Origin of the sequence: Pigmentiphaga litoralis, from assembly GCF_013408655.1 — a bacterium.
GTDB lineage: Bacteria > Pseudomonadota > Gammaproteobacteria > Burkholderiales > Burkholderiaceae_B > Pigmentiphaga > Pigmentiphaga litoralis_A.
Genome location: NZ_JACCBP010000001.1, coordinates 2,952,662 through 2,972,119, shown reverse-complemented (window position 1 = coordinate 2,972,119; position 19,458 = coordinate 2,952,662). Strand labels below are relative to the sequence as shown.

General features: G+C 65.3%; 20 protein-coding genes and 1 pseudogene. 11 read left to right on the top strand and 10 right to left on the bottom strand.

All coding sequences use genetic code 11. The annotated features are described in order from the left end of the window. The first annotated feature begins 48 nt into the window (after positions 1-48). Both zapD and HD883_RS13380 read left to right on the top strand, forming a co-directional pair. On the top strand, positions 49-804 hold the full coding sequence (zapD, locus tag HD883_RS13385; RefSeq protein ID WP_179584661.1) for a cell division protein ZapD: 756 nt from the start codon (positions 49-51) through the stop codon (positions 802-804). A gap of 22 nt (positions 805-826) precedes the next feature. Next, a complete protein-coding gene (locus HD883_RS13380) occupies positions 827-1,045 on the top strand; it encodes a DNA gyrase inhibitor YacG (protein ID WP_179584663.1) in 219 nt (72 codons plus the stop codon). Positions 1,046-1,059: 14 nt separating this feature from the next. On the opposite strand, the gene HD883_RS13375 is transcribed toward HD883_RS13380, so the two are convergent. The 4 genes from HD883_RS13375 to HD883_RS13360 form a co-directional block, all read right to left on the bottom strand. Then, entirely contained in the window at positions 1,060-1,992 is a 933-nt protein-coding gene (locus tag HD883_RS13375) for a LysR family transcriptional regulator (RefSeq protein ID WP_179584665.1), read from the bottom strand. 72 nt (positions 1,993-2,064) lie between these two features. Further along, on the bottom strand, positions 2,065-2,856 hold the full coding sequence (locus HD883_RS13370) for a maleate cis-trans isomerase family protein (protein WP_179584667.1): 792 nt from the start codon (positions 2,854-2,856) through the stop codon (positions 2,065-2,067). A gap of 31 nt (positions 2,857-2,887) precedes the next feature. Continuing rightward, positions 2,888-3,883, bottom strand: a complete 996-nt coding sequence (locus tag HD883_RS13365; protein ID WP_179584669.1) for a Bug family tripartite tricarboxylate transporter substrate binding protein — start codon at positions 3,881-3,883, stop codon at positions 2,888-2,890. 16 nt (positions 3,884-3,899) lie between these two features. After that, positions 3,900-4,937, bottom strand: coding sequence for a glutamate cyclase domain-containing protein (locus HD883_RS13360; protein ID WP_179584671.1), 1,038 nt, complete (start codon positions 4,935-4,937; stop codon positions 3,900-3,902). A 197-nt stretch (positions 4,938-5,134) separates the two neighbouring features. Between HD883_RS13360 and HD883_RS13355 the strand changes: the two genes are divergently transcribed. From HD883_RS13355 to HD883_RS13335, 5 genes are all read left to right on the top strand, one after another. Further along, entirely contained in the window at positions 5,135-6,055 is a 921-nt protein-coding gene (locus tag HD883_RS13355; protein WP_179584673.1) for a LysR substrate-binding domain-containing protein, read from the top strand. Positions 6,056-6,188: 133 nt separating this feature from the next. Continuing rightward, positions 6,189-7,175: a Bug family tripartite tricarboxylate transporter substrate binding protein gene (locus HD883_RS13350; RefSeq protein ID WP_179584675.1), complete on the top strand. Its 987-nt coding sequence runs from the start codon at positions 6,189-6,191 to the stop codon at positions 7,173-7,175. 56 nt (positions 7,176-7,231) lie between these two features. Next, the gene (locus tag HD883_RS13345) at positions 7,232-7,939 is read left to right on the top strand and encodes a dienelactone hydrolase family protein (RefSeq protein WP_179584677.1); all 708 of its coding nucleotides are present in this window, start codon (positions 7,232-7,234) and stop codon (positions 7,937-7,939) included. 27 nt (positions 7,940-7,966) lie between these two features. Continuing rightward, on the top strand, positions 7,967-9,274 hold the full coding sequence (locus HD883_RS13340) for a M28 family metallopeptidase (protein WP_179584679.1): 1,308 nt from the start codon (positions 7,967-7,969) through the stop codon (positions 9,272-9,274). Further along, a complete protein-coding gene (locus HD883_RS13335; protein ID WP_179584681.1) occupies positions 9,264-10,514 on the top strand; it encodes an NAD(P)/FAD-dependent oxidoreductase in 1,251 nt (416 codons plus the stop codon). The genes HD883_RS13340 and HD883_RS13335 overlap by 11 nt, the downstream gene beginning before the upstream one ends. Here HD883_RS13335 and HD883_RS27470 read toward each other — a convergent pair. The 6 genes and pseudogenes from HD883_RS27470 to thiD all read right to left on the bottom strand — a co-directional run bounded on the left by HD883_RS27470 (position 10,501) and on the right by thiD (position 16,994). Then, positions 10,501-11,709, bottom strand: a complete 1,209-nt coding sequence (locus tag HD883_RS27470; RefSeq protein WP_257022169.1) for a thiamine phosphate synthase — start codon at positions 11,707-11,709, stop codon at positions 10,501-10,503. The genes HD883_RS13335 and HD883_RS27470 overlap by 14 nt on opposite strands. 164 nt (positions 11,710-11,873) lie before the next feature. Beyond that, positions 11,874-12,719, bottom strand: a pseudogene (locus HD883_RS13325) (ATP-binding protein); the annotation flags it as partial. Between the two features lie 64 nt (positions 12,720-12,783). After that, a complete protein-coding gene (gene argJ, locus HD883_RS13320; RefSeq protein ID WP_179584683.1) occupies positions 12,784-14,010 on the bottom strand; it encodes a bifunctional glutamate N-acetyltransferase/amino-acid acetyltransferase ArgJ in 1,227 nt (408 codons plus the stop codon). A gap of 62 nt (positions 14,011-14,072) precedes the next feature. Further along, the gene (gene hemL / locus HD883_RS13315) at positions 14,073-15,359 is read right to left on the bottom strand and encodes a glutamate-1-semialdehyde 2,1-aminomutase (protein WP_179584685.1); all 1,287 of its coding nucleotides are present in this window, start codon (positions 15,357-15,359) and stop codon (positions 14,073-14,075) included. A gap of 13 nt (positions 15,360-15,372) precedes the next feature. Next, the gene (gene thiE / locus HD883_RS13310; RefSeq protein WP_179584687.1) at positions 15,373-16,059 is read right to left on the bottom strand and encodes a thiamine phosphate synthase; all 687 of its coding nucleotides are present in this window, start codon (positions 16,057-16,059) and stop codon (positions 15,373-15,375) included. Between the two features lie 20 nt (positions 16,060-16,079). Further along, positions 16,080-16,994 (bottom strand): bifunctional hydroxymethylpyrimidine kinase/phosphomethylpyrimidine kinase, encoded by a 915-nt coding sequence (gene thiD / locus HD883_RS13305; RefSeq protein ID WP_218863149.1) that lies wholly within the window; start codon positions 16,992-16,994, stop codon positions 16,080-16,082. 153 nt (positions 16,995-17,147) lie between these two features. Between thiD and HD883_RS13300 the strand changes: the two genes are divergently transcribed. From HD883_RS13300 to HD883_RS13285, 4 genes are read left to right on the top strand one after another with little or no spacing between them, the layout of a single operon-like run. Beyond that, positions 17,148-17,312: a rubredoxin gene (locus HD883_RS13300; RefSeq protein WP_179584690.1), complete on the top strand. Its 165-nt coding sequence runs from the start codon at positions 17,148-17,150 to the stop codon at positions 17,310-17,312. Between the two features lie 31 nt (positions 17,313-17,343). Then, positions 17,344-17,916, top strand: a complete 573-nt coding sequence (locus tag HD883_RS13295; RefSeq protein WP_179584692.1) for a YqgE/AlgH family protein — start codon at positions 17,344-17,346, stop codon at positions 17,914-17,916. Further along, positions 17,909-18,355, top strand: coding sequence for a Holliday junction resolvase RuvX (gene ruvX, locus HD883_RS13290; RefSeq protein WP_179584694.1), 447 nt, complete (start codon positions 17,909-17,911; stop codon positions 18,353-18,355). The genes HD883_RS13295 and ruvX overlap by 8 nt, the downstream gene beginning before the upstream one ends. After that, positions 18,348-19,295: an aspartate carbamoyltransferase catalytic subunit gene (locus HD883_RS13285; RefSeq protein WP_179584696.1), complete on the top strand. Its 948-nt coding sequence runs from the start codon at positions 18,348-18,350 to the stop codon at positions 19,293-19,295. Before ruvX ends, HD883_RS13285 begins: the two co-directional genes overlap by 8 nt. Positions 19,296-19,458: the final 163 nt, after the last annotated feature.

Below are 19,458 nucleotides of genomic sequence, written 5' to 3'. Positions count from 1 at the left end.
CCTTTCAGGGACGGGTATATTCATCTCATTGCGATCCGGGGCGGTCTAGTGGTTCTATACGAATACCCCTTCAACGAACGTGTCCGCACGCTTCTGCGTCTGGAAAAACTGTTCGATTCCATGTTCTTCTTCGTGCGTCAGCCCGACGCGCGCGGTCATCATGTCGCAGTGACGACCCTGTTCGAGATCCTTGACGTCTCGGCCCGCGCCGATCTGAAGTCGGATTTGTTGCAAGATCTTGAACGTTACCGGCAGTCCCTGCACGGCCTGCGCGAGCATCCCGGCGTCGATCACGAAGCCCTCGGCGCGCTGCTGTCCAGCATCGAAGAGGCCGCCGCGGCGCTCAACCATCAGGGCAAGACGGGCGATCCCATCCGCCAGAACGACTGGCTGACCAGCATTCGCAGCCGCCTTGCCATTCCGGGCGGCGTATGCGAGTTCGACCTGCCGGCCTATCACGCGTGGCGGCACAAGCCTGCCCAGCAGCGCGTCAACGACCTGGCCCAATGGGTCGAGCCGTTCTTGCCGCTGCGAGAAGGCCTGACGATCGTGTTAAAAATGCTGCGGGAATCCAGCCAGCCTCAGCCCCTGGTGGCCGAAGAAGGCGCCTATCGGCAGATGCTGGGCGGCAAGGCTTTCCAGTTGCTGCGCGTATACGTGGAAGAGGGCGACGGGATATTTCCCGAGATCAGCGCCAACAAATACATGGTGTCGATCCGCTTTTCGATCCAGGGCGGCGACATGAAGCCGCAGCACGTGCAGCAAGACGTTCCTTTCCAACTGGCCCTGTGCAACAGCATCTAGGGACCGCACACGACAGCGCATCATGGTTAAAAAAGTGAAATGCCCCACCTGCTCCAAAATGGCGGAGTGGAGCACCGACAATCCGTACCGCCCCTTCTGTTCCGAACGCTGCAAGCAAATCGACCTGGGCGCCTGGGCCGATGAAAAGTTCGCGATCCCAGGCGCGCCGCTGGAAACGGACGGCCTGACGGGGGACAGCGGCGACAAGCTGAGCCCGCCGCCTAAATCGCTGCTGAACTGATCGGAACACCCCGCTTAGCGTTTTGGCCGGACCAGGCTGTCGATCACGTGCAGCTCTTCGGCCACCACGGCCCGCAAAATGTCGGTAAACGCCGCGGCAAAGCGCGACGGCGCAGGCATGTCGCGGTACACCGCCGCAAACGGCATCGAAATTTTCGGGCTGAATGGCCGGATCGCGACCTGCTCGGCGCCCGGCCCCATCACCGCGATCGGGTCGATCACCGCCACCCCCACGCCCTGGCTCACATAGCTCACGACGGACGACGAGTGCACGGTCTCCAGCCGAATGTTCGGCCGCACGCCGGCCTTCAGCATGGCCGCGTTGATCTGCATGCGCTGCATGCTGTTCGACCCAAGGGCTATGAAATCCTCGTCGTGCAGGTCGCCCACCGCCACGGATCGCTTGCGCTCAAGGCGGTGCCCCAGCGGCATCACACACACCGCCTGGGTTGGCGGGAAAGGGACGTGCACCAGCCCGCGCGGATCGCCCGGCGGCACTGCGTAGGCGACGTCGAGCTGGCCATGCAGCAGCATCTGGTTCAGGTTGACCGAGCTGTCGGGGTGCACCGAGATCACCAGGTCGGGATACTGGCTCAGCATTGCCGAGACGGCTTTCGGAATGCAGACCATCGACAGGTTCGGCATGGTGCCGATGTGCAGGTAGCCCGCCTTGGACAGCCGCAATGACCGGGCCGCATCGCGGATCCGTTCGGCGCCGGAAAAGTGCCGTTCGACTTCGCGGTACAGCTCACGCGCTTCTTCGCTTGGGACGATATGCGTGCCCTGGCGATGGAACAGCGACAGCTTCAATTCCGCTTCCAGGTCGCGGATCAGTCGCGACACGGCGGGCTGCGAGATCGACAGCGAATGGCCGGCGCCGGTGATGCTGCCGGTCAGCATGACGGCGCGAAAAGCCTCGAGCTGGCGAAAATTGAGGGGTCTGACCACCGGCGGGTTCCGCGAGGAAGGATCGGCCCGCACCTTACCGTTATCCGCGCCGGTGGGCAAGGTGCGGCCGCGTCAGCGCGCGGGCGTCGTCAGGGCAAAGTCGGCGTCGGTGATGGGATCCAGGCAGGTCTCCAGCAAGGTGCCATAGCCGGACACTGGCATTTTCAGCCCCAGCCTGCGCAGGCATGCCCAGAAGCATGCCTGGTTGCTGGTGACAACCGGTTTGCCCAGTTCCTGTTCGATCTCGGCAATCATGTCGAGCGATGCCAGGTTGGTGCACGACAGGAAGATCACGTCGGCGTCGGGACGGTCGATGGCGCGGGCGAGTCGATAGATCGCTTCGGGCGGCACTCGGCCGATGGCGCGGCGTTCCTCCTGGGTCTCGCCCAGCAGCAGACCCTGCATGGCCGTGACGTCGAACCCATATTCCTGCAGGAAGGCGACTTCGCGTTGGTTGACGAAATCAACATACGGCGTGCCTAGCGCGACGCGTTTGGCGCCCAGGGCGCGCAGGGCAGCGACCACCGCGCCCGCTGCCGCAATGGCCGGCGTTCCGGTGCGCTTGGCCATGCCGTCCACAATCTCGTCCATGGGACACACGAACGATCCGGACGTGCAGCCGTAGGCAACGATGTCGACTTCCGCCGTGGCCAACTGTTCGGCCGCCCCGTCGACTGCGGCGGCCATCCGGTAATACGATTCTTCGCTCGCAGCGCCCAGCAGCATGGCGCGCGCGGTAAAAATGGCGACGCCGTCGGGCGCCATCTGCCAGAACTCGGGCTCGTTCACGATGTTCGTCGACGGAACGATCAGGCCGATCTTCGCCTTCCAGCCGTAGTGGCTGTACAGGGCAACCGCTTTCATGTCTTGTCTCCTTGTGCAGTCTTGGGTGCGGTCAGTCGAGCTTGATGCCCATGGTGCGGATCAGGTCGCCGTATTTCTTTTCTTCCGACACCAGCAGGGTCTGCAACTCAGCGGGCGAGCTGCCCACGATCTGCGCGCCGGCATCTTCCAGACGCTTGCGTACGGGCGGAAGGTTGAGAACAGCAACGATCTCGCGATTGAGCAGCTTCACGATGTCCGGCGGCGTGTTGGCCGGGGCGATCACGGCGCCCCACGACTCGGCACGAAATCCCGGAAAGCCGGCTTCGGCCACGGTGGGCAGGTCGGGGTAGAGCGGCAGGCGGTCCGCGCCCGCAGCCAGCAGTTTCATCTTGCCCGCGGCAATGTGCGGCTGCACGGCGCCCAGCGTATCGAACACGATCTGCGTGCGGCCGGCCATCAGGTCGACATGCGCGGCGGCGCTGCCTTTATAGGGCACGTGCGCCATCTGCAGCGCGGCCAGGTCCGCGAACGATTGTCCGAATATATGGACATTGCTCCCATTGCCGGCCGACGCAAAGGCCAGCTGGTTGGGCCGCGCCTTCACGTAGCTGATCAGCTCGGGCACGTTCTTGACAGGCAGGTCGGGCGTCGCGACCAGCACCATCGCAGTCCGCGTCGCCAAAGTGACTGGCGTGAAATCCTTGATGGGATCAAAGGGCAGATCGGGCATCAAGGATTTGCCGAACACGTGGGAACTGACGACCAATGCCAGCGTGTGCCCGTCGGGTGCGGCCTTTGCAACGAGCGCCGTGCCGATCGATCCATTGGCGCCGGGCCGGTTTTCGACCATGACTGTCGTACCCAGACGGGTGCTCAGGTGGTCGGACAGCAGGCGCGCCGTGATGTCGGCCAGGCCGCCTGCGGCGTACGGCACCACGATGCGCACGGGCTTGCCGGCCAGGGACGGCGTGTCGGGCGTGGCCGCCTGGGCGCCGGTCAGCGGCAAGGCAGAAAACGCGATACCGCACACGGCGGCCGCAACAAGGCGTTTGAAGAAAGACGTCATGGTGGACTCGATGAAGTTAACGGTCGATATCGCCGTGGGACAGCCCGCGGTCGGGCGGAGCGATGTTCACGCGGACCATGTCCCGAAGAAGTTGAACGATGGCCATCGAGCTTTCGCCTTCGGTGCCATCGACAATGAAGCGGGAAGTGCAGTACCGCATTTCCCAACCGCCCGCGTCGAGGCAGGCAGTCACGATCTTGCGTTCGAGTTCGGGCGTCTGCACCAGGTTTTGCTGCTTGCACAGAAAGGCCAGCATGGCGCAGATGCCATAGGCGCCCCAGTTGGAAATCGACGCCGGCAGAAAGATGTCAGTCGCAACGATCGTCGGCACCCCCTTGCCGCCGTCGTACTGGCAGCGGCGGCAATACGGATGGAAGTCCTGCATGAAGCCGTGGATGCGGCCAAAGCCGATTTCGTTGCCGTTGTCACCTATCCCGATCGACAGCACATCGTGCTTGCGGGCTTCGTCGAACAAGGGCGACAGGTCCACGCAGCCTTCAGGGCGCACCCCGGTCGAATAATGCAGGATGCCGTCCACGTTCGGGCCCAGGCGCTCGATCGCAATAATGGCCGCGGGTCGGCAGGTCTCGAAGATGCCAGCAGCCCATTCCGCAACGGCATGCTGCTCGGTGGGCGAGGTCATCAGCGCAGCGCCCATGCGGCGCGATTTGGCCAGCGGATAGTCCCGGACCATGATGCCGGCCGCCTGGCTGCTCGCCACGACCGGCGGCGCATGGCACGGCTCGGTCACAAAGACCGGGACGGCGCGCAGCCCCCAGAACAAGGCGCGGGCCAGCGCAGCCGCGCCCGGCGGCCCGTCGCTTTCGCCATTGGGCGCTTCGGGCGCATACCCCGCGCCGGTCACGATCAGCACGGTATCGCCAGGCTTGACGCGGTCGGCCAGCGCTTGCGCAGCCCGTGCCGTGATCGGGCGGCCACCGCCTTCGCGGCGGGCTTCGTCGTAGATCTGGCGGATGATGCCGTGGTTCATTGCGCGGTTGCGCATCTCGACCGTGATCAATCGATCTACGGTGTCGCCAATGATGTCGGGCATGTGTCCTCCGGAAAGCTGCACTGATGCATCCATTCTGGTGGACCCGACGCCGGCTGAAAAATCAAATTATCGGCTGTCTGGATAACAGGATGTTATGGATGCACGGCAGCAGAAAGCGCGTTCACGTCGCTTCTGCAGGATTGCCGACCGTAGAATGGGAGCCCTGTCTGCTTCTGCCACCCACGCTGCCCGTATCCATGACTGCCTCGTTTTCCACCCTTCGCGCGTTCATGGAAGTGGCCCGGCTGCAAAGCTTCACGCGGGCTGCCGAAACCTTGTGCATCACGCAAAGCGCGGTCAGCAAACAGGTCCAGGTGCTTGAACACCAGTTGGGATTTCGCCTGTTCCAGCGGTCGCGCCGCGCGCTGCTGCTGACCCCCGCGGGCAGCGCCTACCTGTCGCATGCCGCCGATGCGCTGGCAATGCTGGATGAAGGCAAGGCGATCGCACAGGAAGTGGCCGGCGAAAAAGCGGCCGGATCGTCCGTCGAGCTGTCGGCCTCTCCGGCCTTTGCTGCGCATTGGCTGGTGGCCCGCTTGCCGCGCTTCCTGGCCAATGCCCCGACCACCAAGCTGAGCTTGCGGCCACGCCTGCCCGACTTTTCGCCGGTGACCGAACGCTTTGATATGGAAATCCGGGTCGGGGGAGGGCGGTGGCCCGACGCGCGCGCCACCTACCTGCTGGGTCGCGAGATGGCCCTGGTGGCCAGCCCGGGACTGCTCGCCGGCCGCCGTATCGAGTCGCCGCGCGATCTGGATGGCCTGCCCCTGCTGCAGCGCGCCCAGCGCGGATACGACTGGCGCGAATGGAGCGCGGTCGCCGCACCCGACTGGCAGCATGATGGGCCGGAGCTTCTGTTCGAGGGCTTTTCCGTGCTCATTCCGGCGGTTATCGCGGGTTGCGGGCTTGCCATCTGTCCACTGTTCATGGTGCTCGACCAGTTGCAAAGCGGGCAACTGGTGCGTCCGCTCAATGATTGCGTGCGTGCACGGTACGCCTACTACGGCGTGGTGCCTGCCGGGGCCGGCAGAAACTCGGCCCGTGATCGCCTGCTCGACTGGATGTTGTCCGAGGCGCAACTGACTCAGATGCGCCTGCAGTCCTATCTGGACCGTTAGATCACCGTCGTCGCGGTGGCCTGGGCAGGTTGCATTCCGATCTGGAATAAGAGTCGTCGGCTTTTCGTTTGACCCTGTCCGGACAGCAAACTTAAGGTAGCGGCTTCCTCGACTCCCTTGTGTGGCACCGATCATGGTCTGCTCGATCCTCCGGAAGCTGTCTGCCAGCCTGTTTGCCTGCGCGTTGATGACGCCCGTCTTGATGACGCCAGTCACGGCTGCTGCCGAGACCTACCCGTCACGTCCGATCGAACTCGTGGTGCCTTACGCCCCGGGCGGCGCGTCGGACATCATCGTCCGCGCCATGGCGCCCTTCCTGCAAAAGGAAATGGGCCAGTCCATCGTCGTGATCAACCGCGCCGGCGCCAACACCGCCATCGCTGCCACCCAACTGGCCCGCAGCCCGGCAGACGGCTACACCCTGATGCTGGGTGACGTCGCGCTGTTGTTGAACGCTGCCGTGCGGACCGCATCGCCCGGCTACGACACCGAGAAAGACTTCACCCCGGTCAGCCAGATCGGATCGGCCCCGCTGGTGCTGTTCGTGCCCTTTGCCGGCAGCCGCACCGTAGACGAATTCCTGGCACGCGGCAAGGATCGCGGCGTCAATATCGCCAATGCCGGTCCCGGGTCGCTGGGCCATCTGGCCGCCGAACTGCTGCAACTGAAGACCGCCACGTCCATCGTCAGCGTGCCGTATCGCGGATCCGGGCTGGCCATCAACGAGACCATGGCGGGCCAGGTCGACGCCACTTTCACCAGCACCGCGTCGGGCATGCCTCTTGTCAAGAGCGAACGCCTGCGCGCGCTCGCCATTGCATCGGCCACACCCAGCAAGGAATTCCCGGAGATCCCGACCTTCGATCAACTCGGCATCAAGGGCGTGTATGCACTGAACTGGTGGGGCATCATCGGACCAGCCGGGCTGGACAAAGCCGTTGTCGATCGCATCAATCTCGCATTGAAAAACGTGATGGCCTTGCCAGAAATGCGTGAACGCTTTGCGGCACTGGGCATCACGCCGTCGCTCAAGCCGACCACGGAATTCGCGGCAGTGATGAAGAATGATCTGACGCAGTGGCGCACCGTCGTGCAGCAGGCCAAGATCAAGGTCGACTGAATCCCGATGTACGGACGTTCAGACATTCAGACATAGACAGACCCAGGAGAAGACACATGACCCGCACCCTCAACCTGACAGCCGCCGACGGTTTCGAACTGAAGGCCTACGTGGCGGAACCCGAGGGCACGCCGCGCGCGGCCCTCGTGATCCTGCCCGAGATCTTTGGCGTCAACAGCCACATCCGCAGCGTGACGGACCGCTACGCCCGGCATGGTTACCTCGCCATCGCCCCGAACATGTTCGACCGCGTGGAGCGCGATCTGGACCTGGGCTATGGCGACGACGACGTCAAGAAAGGCCAGGCGTTGATGCGCGAGCTGGACTGGGATCAGGCCGTGCTCGACATCGAAGCCGCAGCACAGGCCGTGGGCCATGCCGGCAAGGTCGGCATTGTCGGCTACTGCTGGGGCGGCACGGCGGCCTGGGTGGCGGCGTCGCGCAGCACGGGCGGCAATGGCAGCGGGGGTGCCGATAGCAGCGCCAGCATCACCTGCGCCGTGTCCTACTACGGCAACGCGATCACTACCGTCATGGACGATCGCCCCTGCATTCCGATGATGCTGCATTGGGGCGAGAAGGATCACCTGATTGCCCTGGCCGACATCGAACGCGTGCGCGACATTGCGCCCGCCTCGTCGCAGACTTTTATCTACCCGACCGGGCATGGCTTCAATTGCGATCAGCGATCGCTGTATCACCCGGAATCGGCAGCGCTGGCTGAGCAGCGCACCCTGGACTTCCTGAAAGCCCACATCGGCTGAACGACGTCCATGCCTACTGTTTCCTCCATGTCACTGCCTCTGGCCGACTACCTGCGCGCCGTTCAGAACGATCCCGCCCTGTGGGCCGACTTCAACGCGTTGTGCGATACCGGTGGCCGGCTGGCCGGCACGCCCAGCGAAGCGGCCGCGCAGGCCTGGTGCGCCTCGCGGCTCGATGCCATCCTGCCCGGCGCCGTGACACGGCGAGATCCCACGCCGTACGCGGGTTGGGTCTGCCATGTCGCCGAGGTCCGCGCGGTCAACGAACACGAAGCGTCTACGGCGTCGCAACCGCTGGTCGCGACGCCGCTGCTTGGCACCGCTTCCACGCCGGCCGACGGCTTGACGCTCGATGTCCTCGACCTCGGTCGCGGCACGCCGGAACAGATTCAGGCGGCAGGTGATGCGGTGCGCGGCAAGGCCGTGCTGGTCGCGCATGAATATCCTTTCTCGACGTCCACCGTGCATCGCCGCGTCAAGCTGGCGGCCGCGCAAGCGGCAGGCGCCGCCGCGTTTTTTGTCGCGCATCCCGAAGCCAACGTCGGGCCAGTGTCGGGCTCGTCAGGCCGCGGTGGCGCGCCAGGGATTCCTGCGATGGGGCTGTCGGCCGAATCGGCGACGGTGCTCAAGCAGCCCGGCGCACGCGTGCACGTGCGTATCGATGCCGAAGACCTGACCGGCGCGCAGACGGATGTGCTGGTGCTGGACCTGCCGGGCGCAGGGCCGGATCGTGTGGTGCTGTCGGCGCATATCGATGGCCACCCGCTGGCAGAAAGCGCGATCGACAACGGCACCGGTGTGGCCGCAGCGCTGGCGCTCGCACGTCAGATCGCGCCGCACGTGGCCGGCCTGCAGCGCGGTCTGACGGTCTGCATTTTCAGCGCCGAAGAATGGGCGCTGAACGGTTCTCGCGAATGGTTGGCCAAGCTGTCGTCGGAAGTGCGCGATCGCATCAAGCTCAACGTCAATCTGGACTCGCTGGCCGGCTCGCCCAATTTGACTGCGCTCATTTCCGGGTTCGCCGGTCTGGCGCCGCTGATTGATACGGCAGCCCGGGGCGCAAGCCATCCGATCGGGCAGCACTTGCCGCTGATGTCGAACAGCGATCATGCCAACTTCGCGGCGGTCGGCATTCCTGCCATGCGATTGATTGCAGGCTTCAACGAGCCGGACAGCGCGCTGCGTCTGTTGCTGACACCGGCCGACACGCGGGACCTGGTCGACGAGTCAGTGCTGCGCAAGGCCACGGCGACGGCGGGTGCCGTGCTGTGGACGGCGCTGACCGCGAGCAATGAGCAGATATCGACATTGAGCGCGCCCAACAATGAGCAGTAAAGACACCCCGCCTGGCCGCGGCACCGTCGCCGTCCTTGGCGCTGGCCTGGTCGGCCTGGCCTGCGCCCGCGCGCTGCAACGCGCCGGTTTCCAGGTCACGGTGGTCGATCGCGGCGGCCCGGGCGAAGGCGCAAGCTTCGGCAATGCGTCCCACATCGCCACTGCGTCGGTCATCCCGCAGGCCACGCCTGGCATCCTGCGCCAGACGATCAACCTGCTTCGTGATCCGACCGGCCCGCTGGTCGCGCGCCCCGGCTATGTGGCCAAACATTTGCCATGGTTCCTGCGCTTCATCAACAACGGCAACCCGGCCACCATGAAAGCCGGATCGCTGGCGATGGCCGCAATGATCGGCAAGGCCTGGGACAGCTGGCTGCCCGTGCTGGACGACATCCGCGCGCGCCATCTGGTCAAGCAGTCGGGTGCGTTGCACGTCTTCCGGAGCCGGGCGGCGCTGGACGCCGCTCAGGGGTCCTACGCCTTTCGTCGCGACCTGGGCGTGGCATCGGAACGGCTCGATGCGGACGCAGCCCGAGCCATCGAACCCACCTTGTCAGCGGGAATCGGCGGCGCGATGCACGTCCCCAGCATGGGCTACGTGACGGACACGCTCAGCCTGTCGCTGGCCCTGGCCGCGCGTATCGAACAAGCCGGTGGCCGGATCGTGAAGGCCACGGCAACAGGCCTGGACGCAAAAGGCATCCAGACCCAGGACGGCCGGATCGATGCCGACCTGGTGGTGCTGGCGGCAGGCGCGTGGTCGCAGGCCTTCGCCAAACAACTGGGCGTGCATATTCCGCTGGTGTCCGAGCGCGGCTATCACGTGATGCTGCCGCGCGACAGCAGCGCGCTGCGCATGCCGCTATTGCTGGTCGAACGGAAGGTGGCCGTCACGCCGATGGAAAAGGGCATCCGGCTGGCCAGCATGGCCGAGTTCGATGTGCCCGACGCGAAGCCCGATCACGACCGCGCGGTGCCGGTGTTGACGGGTCTGGATGGCTGGGCAAAGGGGCTGGATGCCGAGCCCATCAGTCGCTGGGTCGGCCCCCGGCCTTCGGTGCCCGACAGCCGGCCGGTGATCGGCCGCGCACCCGGAGCACCGAACGTGCTGCTGGCCTGCGGCCACGGACACCTCGGGTTGACGCTGGCTGCGCTGACAGGGGATGCCATCACAGCCCTGGCGTTGGGGCAAGAACCCGAGATCGATATGGAAGCCGTGTCGCCGCTCAGGTTTCGCTGAGATCGAGCAGCCCGCGTATCCCCGCAATGCCATGCGCGCCGTGCTCACGCGCCAGTTCCTCCGTCGCCTCGGACTGCCCGCCCAACGCAAATACCGGCAGCCCGGCAGCCTGCACCAGATCGGCAAAGCCATCCCAACCCAGTGGTTTCGCGCCGGGATGGGACGCCGTGTCCAACACGGGGCCCAGCACCGCAAACTCCGCATCCAGCGCCCGAGCGCACGCCAGATCCGCCGCGTTATGTGCAGACACCGCACGCCATTTCCCGGCGGGCAGGGAGGTCGGGGCAGTATCCCGATTTGCAGAATCGCCGTTTTCTGCCACATTTGCCGCATGCAAAGCCTGCGCGGCATCTGTGGCACGAAAGTGCACTCCGTCAGAAAAAGACCACCACGCCGCGGGGTGCACGCTGTTGACCAACAGGCGCGCGCCGGCGAACCGCGTGCGCGCCAGGATCTGCTGCAAGGCGTCAAACAGGCTGTCGGCATCGACGCCGTCGACCCAGGCAGGCTCGCGCAGTTGCACAAGCTTCAGGCCCGACGCCAGCGCCGCGTCCAGGCGCTCCAGATACGCGGGCAGGGCGTCGGGACCGCCAATCTGGGTGATGGCATAGCGCGTCGGCACCTGCAGCCAGCGCAAGGGTGGCAGGGCGGCCGGCAGCAGCGGGCCGACGGCAGGCGTCAGGGCCAGACCCAAGGCGTCTTCAGGTGCCTGGGCACGGGCTTGCGCGATGTCCAGTTCGCCCGGGGTCTCGCCGGCTGCCCTGCGGGCTTCCAGCGCGGCTAGGCGGTCCGACAGGGCCACACGCGCCGCAGAGATCTCATCTTCGGTCGCCAACCGCGACCCAACCCACTGCAGCGCCTGCGATTCCAGTCCGCGCGGCTCGCCCGTCCACGCCGTGACGCGGCAGAAGAACAGCCGCACCGTGGCGTGGCTGTACGCGTGGATGTGCGTGACCCACGGGGTCGACGCCGTCACGTCGATATCCACTTCTTCTTTCAGTTCGCGGGCTAGGGCTTCAAGCACGGTTTCGCCGGGCTCGAGTTTGCCACCGGGCAACTCCCACCAGCCCGCATAGGGCTTGCCGTCAGGCCGCTGGCCCAGCAGCAGGCTGCCGTCGGGGCGGATGACGACGCCCACCGCAACGTCAAGCAGCTTGACGGGAGTTCCCGCCGCGGTTGTTTCCGATGCCGTCATAGATCGCTTTCGTCCGACGCGGCGCCATAGTCCGCAATCATGGGCCGCTTTTCCGGCGGCGTGCTGCCCAGGTCCTTGGCCGCCTTCTTGGCGGCCTTGCGCGAGGCCTTGTCATCCACAGACGCCTCGCCGCGCACCGGCAATGCCGTCACGCCCGCGCCGCCGTGCCGCGCGGCCCAGTCCTTCGCGAACTGCCACGCCACGCGGCCCGATCGCGAGCCGCGCTCCAGCGTCCACTGCAACGCTTCCATGCGCGCGGCCGCGATCGAGTCGGCATCGCAGCCCAGCTCTTCCAGCCAGTGCGCGACGATGTCCAGGTAGTCGTCCTGCTTGAACGGGTAGAACGACAGCCACAGACCGAACCGTTCCGACAACGAAATCTTTTCTTCGACCGTTTCGCCCGGATGAATCTCGCCGTCGGTCTGGTGCTTGGCCGACAGGTTCTCGTTCATGTATTCAGGCATCAGGTGCCGGCGGTTCGACGTCGCGTAGATCAGCACGTTGTTCGTGGCCGCGGCAATCGATCCGTCCAGCACCGACTTCAGGGCCTTGTAGTCTGCCTCGCCTTCTTCGAACGACAGATCGTCGCAGAACACGATGAACCGTTCCGGACGCTGGGCCACCGCTTCAACGATCTCCTGCAGGTCGCACAGGTCGGACTTGTCGACCTCGATCAGGCGCAGGCCTTCGTCAGCGTACTGAGCAAGCATGGCCTTGACCAACGAGCTTTTGCCCGTGCCACGCGCGCCCGTCATCAGCACATTGTTGGCCGGGCGGTTCGCCAGGAACTGCGCCGTATTGCGGTCGATGATCTGCTTTTGCCGATCGATGTGCTGCAAGTCATCCATGCCGATGCGCGCAATGTGGCGCACGGGTTCCAGCCAGCCGCGCGAACCGCGACGACGCCAGCGGAAGGCATGCGACTCCCACTCGGTCGCCGGCGCGGCAGGGGGCAGGAAGGCTTCCAGTTGCGCGAGCACGCGGTCGGCGCGCGCCAGGAAGGCGCCCAGATCGACGGCGTCGAGCGTAGGCAGTGCGACAGGCTTGGACTTTGCCACGGGTGACCTCTTGTTGTTATGAGCGGTAGTCGGCGTTGATCGTGACGTATTCGTGCGAAAAGTCGCAGGTGTACACGGTCTCGGTCACGTTGCCGCGGCCCAGGCCGATGCGCACCAGGATCTCGGCCTGCTTCATCACGCGCTGGCCATCGGCTTCCTGATAGTCGGGATTGCGGCCGCCATTCACGGCCACATGCACGTCATCCAGCCACAGGTTGACGCCGCTCACGTCCAGATCGTCGATGCCGGCATAACCAATTGCCGCCAGGATGCGGCCCAGGTTGGGGTCCGATGCATAGAAGGCGGTCTTGACCAGCGGCGAGTGCGCCACGGCATAGGCCACTTTCAGGGCTTCGTCTTGCGTGCCTGCGCCTTCGACCTTGATGGTCATGAACTTGGTGGCGCCTTCGGCATCGCGCACTATCAGCTGCGCCAGTTCGGTCGCCACCGCCTTCAGTGCATCGCGAAGCTCAGCGTACTGAGGCTCTTCCGCCGACGTCACCATGACGCCTGATTTGCCCGTGGCCGCAATGATGAACGAGTCATTGGTGGACGTGTCGCCGTCGACCGTGATCCGGTTGAACGACACATCGGCCACGTCGCGCGCCACTTGCGTCAGCAAGCTCTGGTCGATACCGGCATCGGTGCCCAGAAAGCCGAGCATGGTCGCCATGTTCGGGCGGATCATGCCCGCGCCTTTGCTGATGCCGGTCAACGTGACGGTCTTGCCGCCAATCGATACCTTGCGCGACACGATCTTGGGCAGCGTGTCGGTAGTCATGATGCCGTGCGCGGCGTCGAACCAGTTGTTAGGCCCCAGCGCCTTGATTGCCGCAGGCAGGCCCGCAACGATGCGATCCACTGGCAGCGGTTCCAGGATCACGCCGGTCGAAAATGGCAGGATCTGATCGGAAGCCACGCCCAGCAAGCCCGCCAGCGCATCGCAGGTCGCGCGTGCCGCGGCCAGGCCAGACTCGCCGGTGCCGGCGTTGGCGTTACCCGTATTGATGACCATGGCGCGGATGGCCGTGCCCTTGCCCAGATGATCCTGGCAGACCAGCACGGGCGCGGCGCAGAAGCGGTTGCGCGTGAACACACCGGCCACCGACGTGCCTTCCGCGAACCGGAACACGGTCAGGTCGCGGCGGTTGGCCTTGCGGACCCCGGCTTCGGTCACGCCGATCTCGATACCATCGACAGGCAGGATCGTGTCCTGGGCGGGAATGTTCAGGTTGACGGCCATGGAAGGTCCTCGCAGGCAGTAAGAATAGGAAAAGACAAAAGGGACAACGAAGCCGGCAACGGTCAGCGCGCGGTGATCTCCGCAAACGCAGCTTGCGCCACGTCCAGCGTGTTCTTGATGACGGCATCGTCATGCATGGCCGACACAAAGCCGGCTTCGAACGCCGACGGCGCGAACATCACGCCGCGCGATAGCGCTGCATGGAAAAACTGGTTGAAAGCGTCAACATTCGATGCCGACACTTCGGCCAGCGACGTCGGGATGGTGTCGCGGAAATAGATGCCGAACATGCCGCCGACCGAATCCGCGCTGAACGGAATGCCCGCTTCCGACGCGAGCGAACACAGCCCCTTCACCAGCCGCGCGGTCTGCGTTTCCAGGCGCGCGTAAAAGTCTGGCTCGCCGATCAGGCGCAGGGTCGTGATGCCGGCCGCCACCGCAATCGGATTGCCCGACAAGGTGCCAGCCTGGTAGACCGGACCGAGCGGCGCGATCTTGGCCATCACGTCGCGGCGGCCGCCAAATGCGCCCATCGGCATGCCGCCGCCGATCACCTTGGCCAGCGTCGTCAAGTCGGGCGTGATGCCCACGCGGCCCTGCACGCCCTGCGGGCCAACGCGAAAGCCGGTCATGACTTCATCAAAAATCAGCAGCGCGCCATGGCGCGTGCACTGCTCGCGCAAGCCCTGCAAAAATCCCGGCTTGGGCTGGACCATGTTCATGTTGCCCGCGACCGGCTCGACGATGATGCACGCGATCTGGCCGCCGTATTCCTTGAAGGCCGCTTCCACCGCGTCCAGGTCGTTGTAGTCCAGCACCAGCGTGTGCGCGGCAAATTCAGCGGGCACGCCCGCCGACGTCGGGTTGCCGAAGGTCAACAGGCCCGACCCGGCCTTGACCAGCAGGCTGTCGGCATGGCCGTGATAGCAGCCTTCGAACTTGATGATCTTGTCGCGGCCGGTAAAGCCCCGCGCCAGCCGGATCGCGCTCATGGTCGCTTCCGTGCCCGAACTGACCATGCGCACCTGCTCGATCGATGGCATGCGTTCGCACAGCATCTCGGCCAGCTGCACTTCGCCTTCGGTCGGCGCGCCAAACGACAGGCCATTCACGGCCGCGTCCTGCACCGCCTTGATCACGGCCGGGTGGGCGTGACCCAGAATCGCCGGCCCCCACGAGCCCACGTAATCGATATACCGCTGCTTGTCGGCATCCCACACATACGGGCCGGCCGCGCGTTCAATGAACGGCGGCGTGCCGCCCACCGACCGATAGGCACGCACGGGCGAATTCACGCCTCCGGGAATGGTGCGGCATGCGCGCTCGTAAAGCTCTGCGTTGCGGGTCATGGCTGGGCCTTATTCAGATAGGGGTTGAAGCAGGCGACGCGAAGGCCCGGCTGAACGCGCGGGCAGTGGCTTCGATGTCGTCGGTCTCGAAAAGGGCGCTGATCACGGCCAGCGCGTCGGCCCCGGCAGCGACGACGGACGGCGCGTTGTCGGGGGTGATGCCACCGATGGCGACGACGGCGGGGCGGCGCGCGTCGGCGCCGTTGGGCGGCAGGCGCAAGTCGCGTGCCGCGGTCAGGCACGACAGGGGCGCGCGCACGGCCAGGGGTTTGGTCGGCGACGTGAACACTGCCCCGAACGCCACGTGATCGGCGCCTTCGCGCACCGCGGACTCGGCCAGCGCCAGCTCGTTATAGCAGGACGCACCGATGAGCATGCCCTGGCCGACCTGCGCACGCACGGGCGCCAGATCGCCGTCATCCCGGCCCAGATGCACGCCGGTCGCGCCCACGTCCAGCGCCAGGCGCCAGTCATCGTTGATGATGTAGACGATTCCGAGCCGGTCGCACAGATCCTTCAGCCGCCGTGCCTCGCCCAGCTTGCGGTCCCCGGAAGCGAGCTTGCGGCGGAACTGCAGCACCTGCATGCCGCCCCGGAAAGCGGATGTGATGCCGTCGACCAGCCGGTCGATGTCATCCCATTCAGGCGTGATGCCATACAGGCCGCGTACCGGACTGGCAGGGGGAAAGGCTGACGACATCGTCCGTGCTCCCGGCAAGGTCAGGACGACAGACCGCCGCGCGCGGGATCGATGGCCGCGCCGCTGACGGTATCGTCGCCGATGGTAGAAGGGTGCCCGCCGTCACGATCCGGCTGGCGGGCCCAGAAAAAGCGATCGGGCAGAATGCGCCCCATGCCCGGCTGAAAGCCGGCGGACAGGGCCTGCCACGTGTATTCCTGCGCTTCGGCGGCGGCGTCGGGCGCTTCCACGCCCCCGGCCATCATCGCGGCCAGCGCGGCGGACAGCGTATTGCCCGCGCCGCGGAAATTGCCCGGCAGGCGGATCCAGCGGTATTCCACCTCGATCACGTCCGACGGCGATTCGCCCGCCCCGGTCAGGGTGTTGACCACATTTTCGCCGCCCAGATGCAGCCCGGTGGTCAGCACCCAGCCGGCGCCCAGGCGCAGCAGGGCCTGCACGCCCGATTCCGAGCTCGATTCCAGTTCCAGCAGGCCATCGGCCACCCACTGGCGCAGGCGCATCGCGTCCACCACCACCAGGGTCGCCTGCGGCACCAGCAGTTCCAGCGCGGCCGACAGGATTTCTTCGGCCGAATCTTCGGCCTCGGCATCCTGCGTTTCCAGGGGATCGGACCCCAGGTGCAGCACCACAGGGATGGCCGAATAGTCGGCCAGGATCTCGGCAATCGTGCTGACGGCTTCGGGGCTGAACATGCCGCCGATCTTGAAGGCGCGCACCGGCATGTCTTCCAGCAGGCTGCGCGCCTGATCGTCGATCCATTCCGGATCGACTTCCTGGCTGTCTTCGATGCCCGCCGAATCCTGCACCGTCAACCCGGTCAGGACCGTCAGGGCCTGGCACCCCATGCTGGCACAGGTAAGCAGGTCGGCCTGGATCCCGCCGCCACCACTGGGGTCTGACGGCGCGAACGTAAGGACAAGGGGAGGGGTCAAGGCAGAGGCTGGCAAACGTGAAATCTGTAAAAGGTGGCGAACGCCGGCGACGGCGCGCGACGGGGGCCAACGGGTTTGGGTAAGATGCGTGATTCTAATGGAAGCCCGCCGAATCCCTGATTTCCGGGTCGGCCTACAGAGCGAAACTCGATAATGCGTACCTGGATGTGTTTGATTTGCGGCTGGATCTACGACGAAGAAGCCGGTCTGCCTGAAGAAGGCATCGCCCCCGGCACCCGTTGGGAAGACGTGCCGCCGAACTGGGTCTGTCCGGAATGCGGCGCCCGGAAGGAAGACTTCGAAATGGTAGAGATCTGAGTATTCCGCGCAGCCGCATTACAATCCCAGCATGACCGACAGCCCCGCCATCGACCTCTCCAACCAGTTTCTGATCGCCATGCCCAACATGGCGGATCCCAATTTTGCAGGCGTGGTCATCTACGTCTGCGAACACACGCCTGAAGGGGCGCTGGGGCTGGTGATCAACCGGCCCACGGATCTGACCCTGGCCGGCCTTCTGGAACGCATCGAACTCGACATCGACGACGTCGACACCGACGGCCACACCGAACCGGTCTTTTACGGCGGCCCGGTGCAGACCGACCGGGGGTTCGTGCTGCACGCGCCCACCGGCAAGTACATGTCCACGGTCGAAGTGGGCGAACTGGCCCTGACCACGTCCCGCGACGTGCTGCAGGCCGTCGCCGAAGGCGATGGTCCGCCGCGCCTCCTGGTCACCCTGGGCTATTCGGGCTGGGGCGCCGGGCAGCTGGAAGAAGAATTGTCCGACAACGCCTGGCTCACCGTCATGGCCAGCCCGGACATCATCTTCAATACGCCGCCCGAACAGCGCTTCAACGCGGCCCTCAAGCTTCTTGGCATCGACCCCATCATGCTGGCGGGCGAAGCCGGCCATGCCTGACGAGACGCTGCTGGCCTTCGACTACGGCACCCAGTTCATCGGCATTGCGGTCGGCAACACCCTGACCGCCCATGCCCGGCCGCTGGAAGTCCTGGGCAATACGTCACGCGATGCGCGCTTTGCCCGCATCGACGCACTGATCAAGGAATGGCAGCCGGGCCGCCTGGTGGTGGGCCTGTCGCTCAATGTGGATGGTGAAGAGCAACCCATGACGGCGCACTGCCGCAAGTTCGCCAACCAGCTCAAGGGCCGCTTCGGTCTGCCGGTGGTGCTGGTGGACGAGCGCGGCACCAGCCTGGCCGCGCAGTCGGAAATGGGCGGATCGCGCCGCGGAAAGCGCGTCGATGCCGTTGCCGCCGCCATCATCCTGCAAAGCTACTTCGACGAGCCGCCGACGGACATCACGCCCGAAAGCCCGCCGGACACGCCGCATGCGTAACCCCCAGCTCAACCGTAACGGCGAACTGACGCACCTGCTGTCCATCGAAGGGCTGCCGCGCGCCGTCATCAACCACGTGCTCGATACCGCCGCGTCGTATGCGCCGCTGGCCGACCACGACGTCAAGAAGGTGCCCCTGCTGCACGGCAAGAGCGTCTTCAACCTGTTCTTCGAAAACTCGACGCGCACCCGCACCACGTTCGAGATCGCCGCGAAACGCCTGTCAGCCGACGTCTACAACCTGAATATCAATGCGTCGTCGGCCAGCAAGGGTGAATCGTTGCTGGACACCATCAACAATCTGTCGGCCATGCAGGCGGACCTGTTCGTGGTCCGCCATGCGTCCAGCGGCGCGCCGCACCTGATCGCCCAGCATGTCGCGCCGCACATCCACGTGATCAATGCCGGTGACGGCCGTCATGCGCACCCCACCCAGGGGCTGCTCGACATGTACACCATCCGTCACTACAAGCAGGACTTCACCAAGCTGACGGTTGCGATCGTCGGCGACGTGCTGCATTCGCGGGTGGCGCGGTCCGACATCCATGCCTTGACCACCCTGGGCGTGCCCGAAGTCCGCGTGATCGCGCCGCTCACCCTGCTGCCTGCCGGCATGGAAAGCCTGGGCGTCAAAGTCTTTACCGACATGGCCGAAGGCCTGAAAGGCGTCGACGTCATCATCATGCTGCGCCTGCAGAACGAACGCATGCGCGGCGCGCTGCTGCCCTCGGCACAGGAATACTTTAAGCATTACGGCCTGACGCAAGACAAGCTGGCGCTGGCCGCCCCCGACGCCATCGTGATGCACCCGGGGCCCATGAATCGCGGCGTGGAAATCGACTCATCCGTCGCCGACGGCAAACAGGCGGTGATCCTGAATCAGGTCACGTTCGGGATTGCCGTGCGGATGGCGGTCATGAGTATCGTGGCAGGCGCCTAGACTGCTCCGGTAACCCGCCTTGCGGATGACCACCGGCATTCGATCTAGAGCCGCTACGCCATGGGCGTACGGCATACGCGTCTAGGTGTTCCGCAACCGCGGCCGTTTAATGGCGAGGCGTTCAGTGGTCAGGTTTCCTGCACTGCGACGCGGAACACAGTTC

Bases quoted from the DNA above. Each gene is read 5' to 3' on its own strand.
- HD883_RS13370 (WP_179584667.1), bottom strand. From the start codon at position 2,856: ATGAAAGCGGTTGCCCTGTACAGCCACTACGGCTGGAAGGCGAAGATC.
- HD883_RS13285 (WP_179584696.1), top strand. From the start codon at position 18,348: ATGCGTAACCCCCAGCTCAACCGTAACGGCGAACTGACGCACCTGCTG.
- HD883_RS13300 (WP_179584690.1), top strand. From the start codon at position 17,148: ATGCGTACCTGGATGTGTTTGATTTGCGGCTGGATCTACGACGAAGAA.
- HD883_RS13380 (WP_179584663.1), top strand. From the start codon at position 827: ATGGTTAAAAAAGTGAAATGCCCCACCTGCTCCAAAATGGCGGAGTGG.
- HD883_RS13295 (WP_179584692.1), top strand. From the start codon at position 17,344: ATGACCGACAGCCCCGCCATCGACCTCTCCAACCAGTTTCTGATCGCC.
- HD883_RS27470 (WP_257022169.1), bottom strand. From the start codon at position 11,709: ATGACGGCATCGGAAACAACCGCGGCGGGAACTCCCGTCAAGCTGCTT.
- HD883_RS13360 (WP_179584671.1), bottom strand. From the start codon at position 4,937: ATGCCCGACATCATTGGCGACACCGTAGATCGATTGATCACGGTCGAG.
- hemL (WP_179584685.1), bottom strand. From the start codon at position 15,359: ATGACCCGCAACGCAGAGCTTTACGAGCGCGCATGCCGCACCATTCCC.
- thiE (WP_179584687.1), bottom strand. From the start codon at position 16,059: ATGTCGTCAGCCTTTCCCCCTGCCAGTCCGGTACGCGGCCTGTATGGC.
- HD883_RS13345 (WP_179584677.1), top strand. From the start codon at position 7,232: ATGACCCGCACCCTCAACCTGACAGCCGCCGACGGTTTCGAACTGAAG.
- HD883_RS13350 (WP_179584675.1), top strand. From the start codon at position 6,189: ATGGTCTGCTCGATCCTCCGGAAGCTGTCTGCCAGCCTGTTTGCCTGC.
- HD883_RS13355 (WP_179584673.1), top strand. From the start codon at position 5,135: ATGACTGCCTCGTTTTCCACCCTTCGCGCGTTCATGGAAGTGGCCCGG.
- HD883_RS13365 (WP_179584669.1), bottom strand. From the start codon at position 3,883: ATGACGTCTTTCTTCAAACGCCTTGTTGCGGCCGCCGTGTGCGGTATC.
- HD883_RS13335 (WP_179584681.1), top strand. From the start codon at position 9,264: ATGAGCAGTAAAGACACCCCGCCTGGCCGCGGCACCGTCGCCGTCCTT.
- argJ (WP_179584683.1), bottom strand. From the start codon at position 14,010: ATGGCCGTCAACCTGAACATTCCCGCCCAGGACACGATCCTGCCTGTC.
- HD883_RS13340 (WP_179584679.1), top strand. From the start codon at position 7,967: ATGTCACTGCCTCTGGCCGACTACCTGCGCGCCGTTCAGAACGATCCC.
- ruvX (WP_179584694.1), top strand. From the start codon at position 17,909: ATGCCTGACGAGACGCTGCTGGCCTTCGACTACGGCACCCAGTTCATC.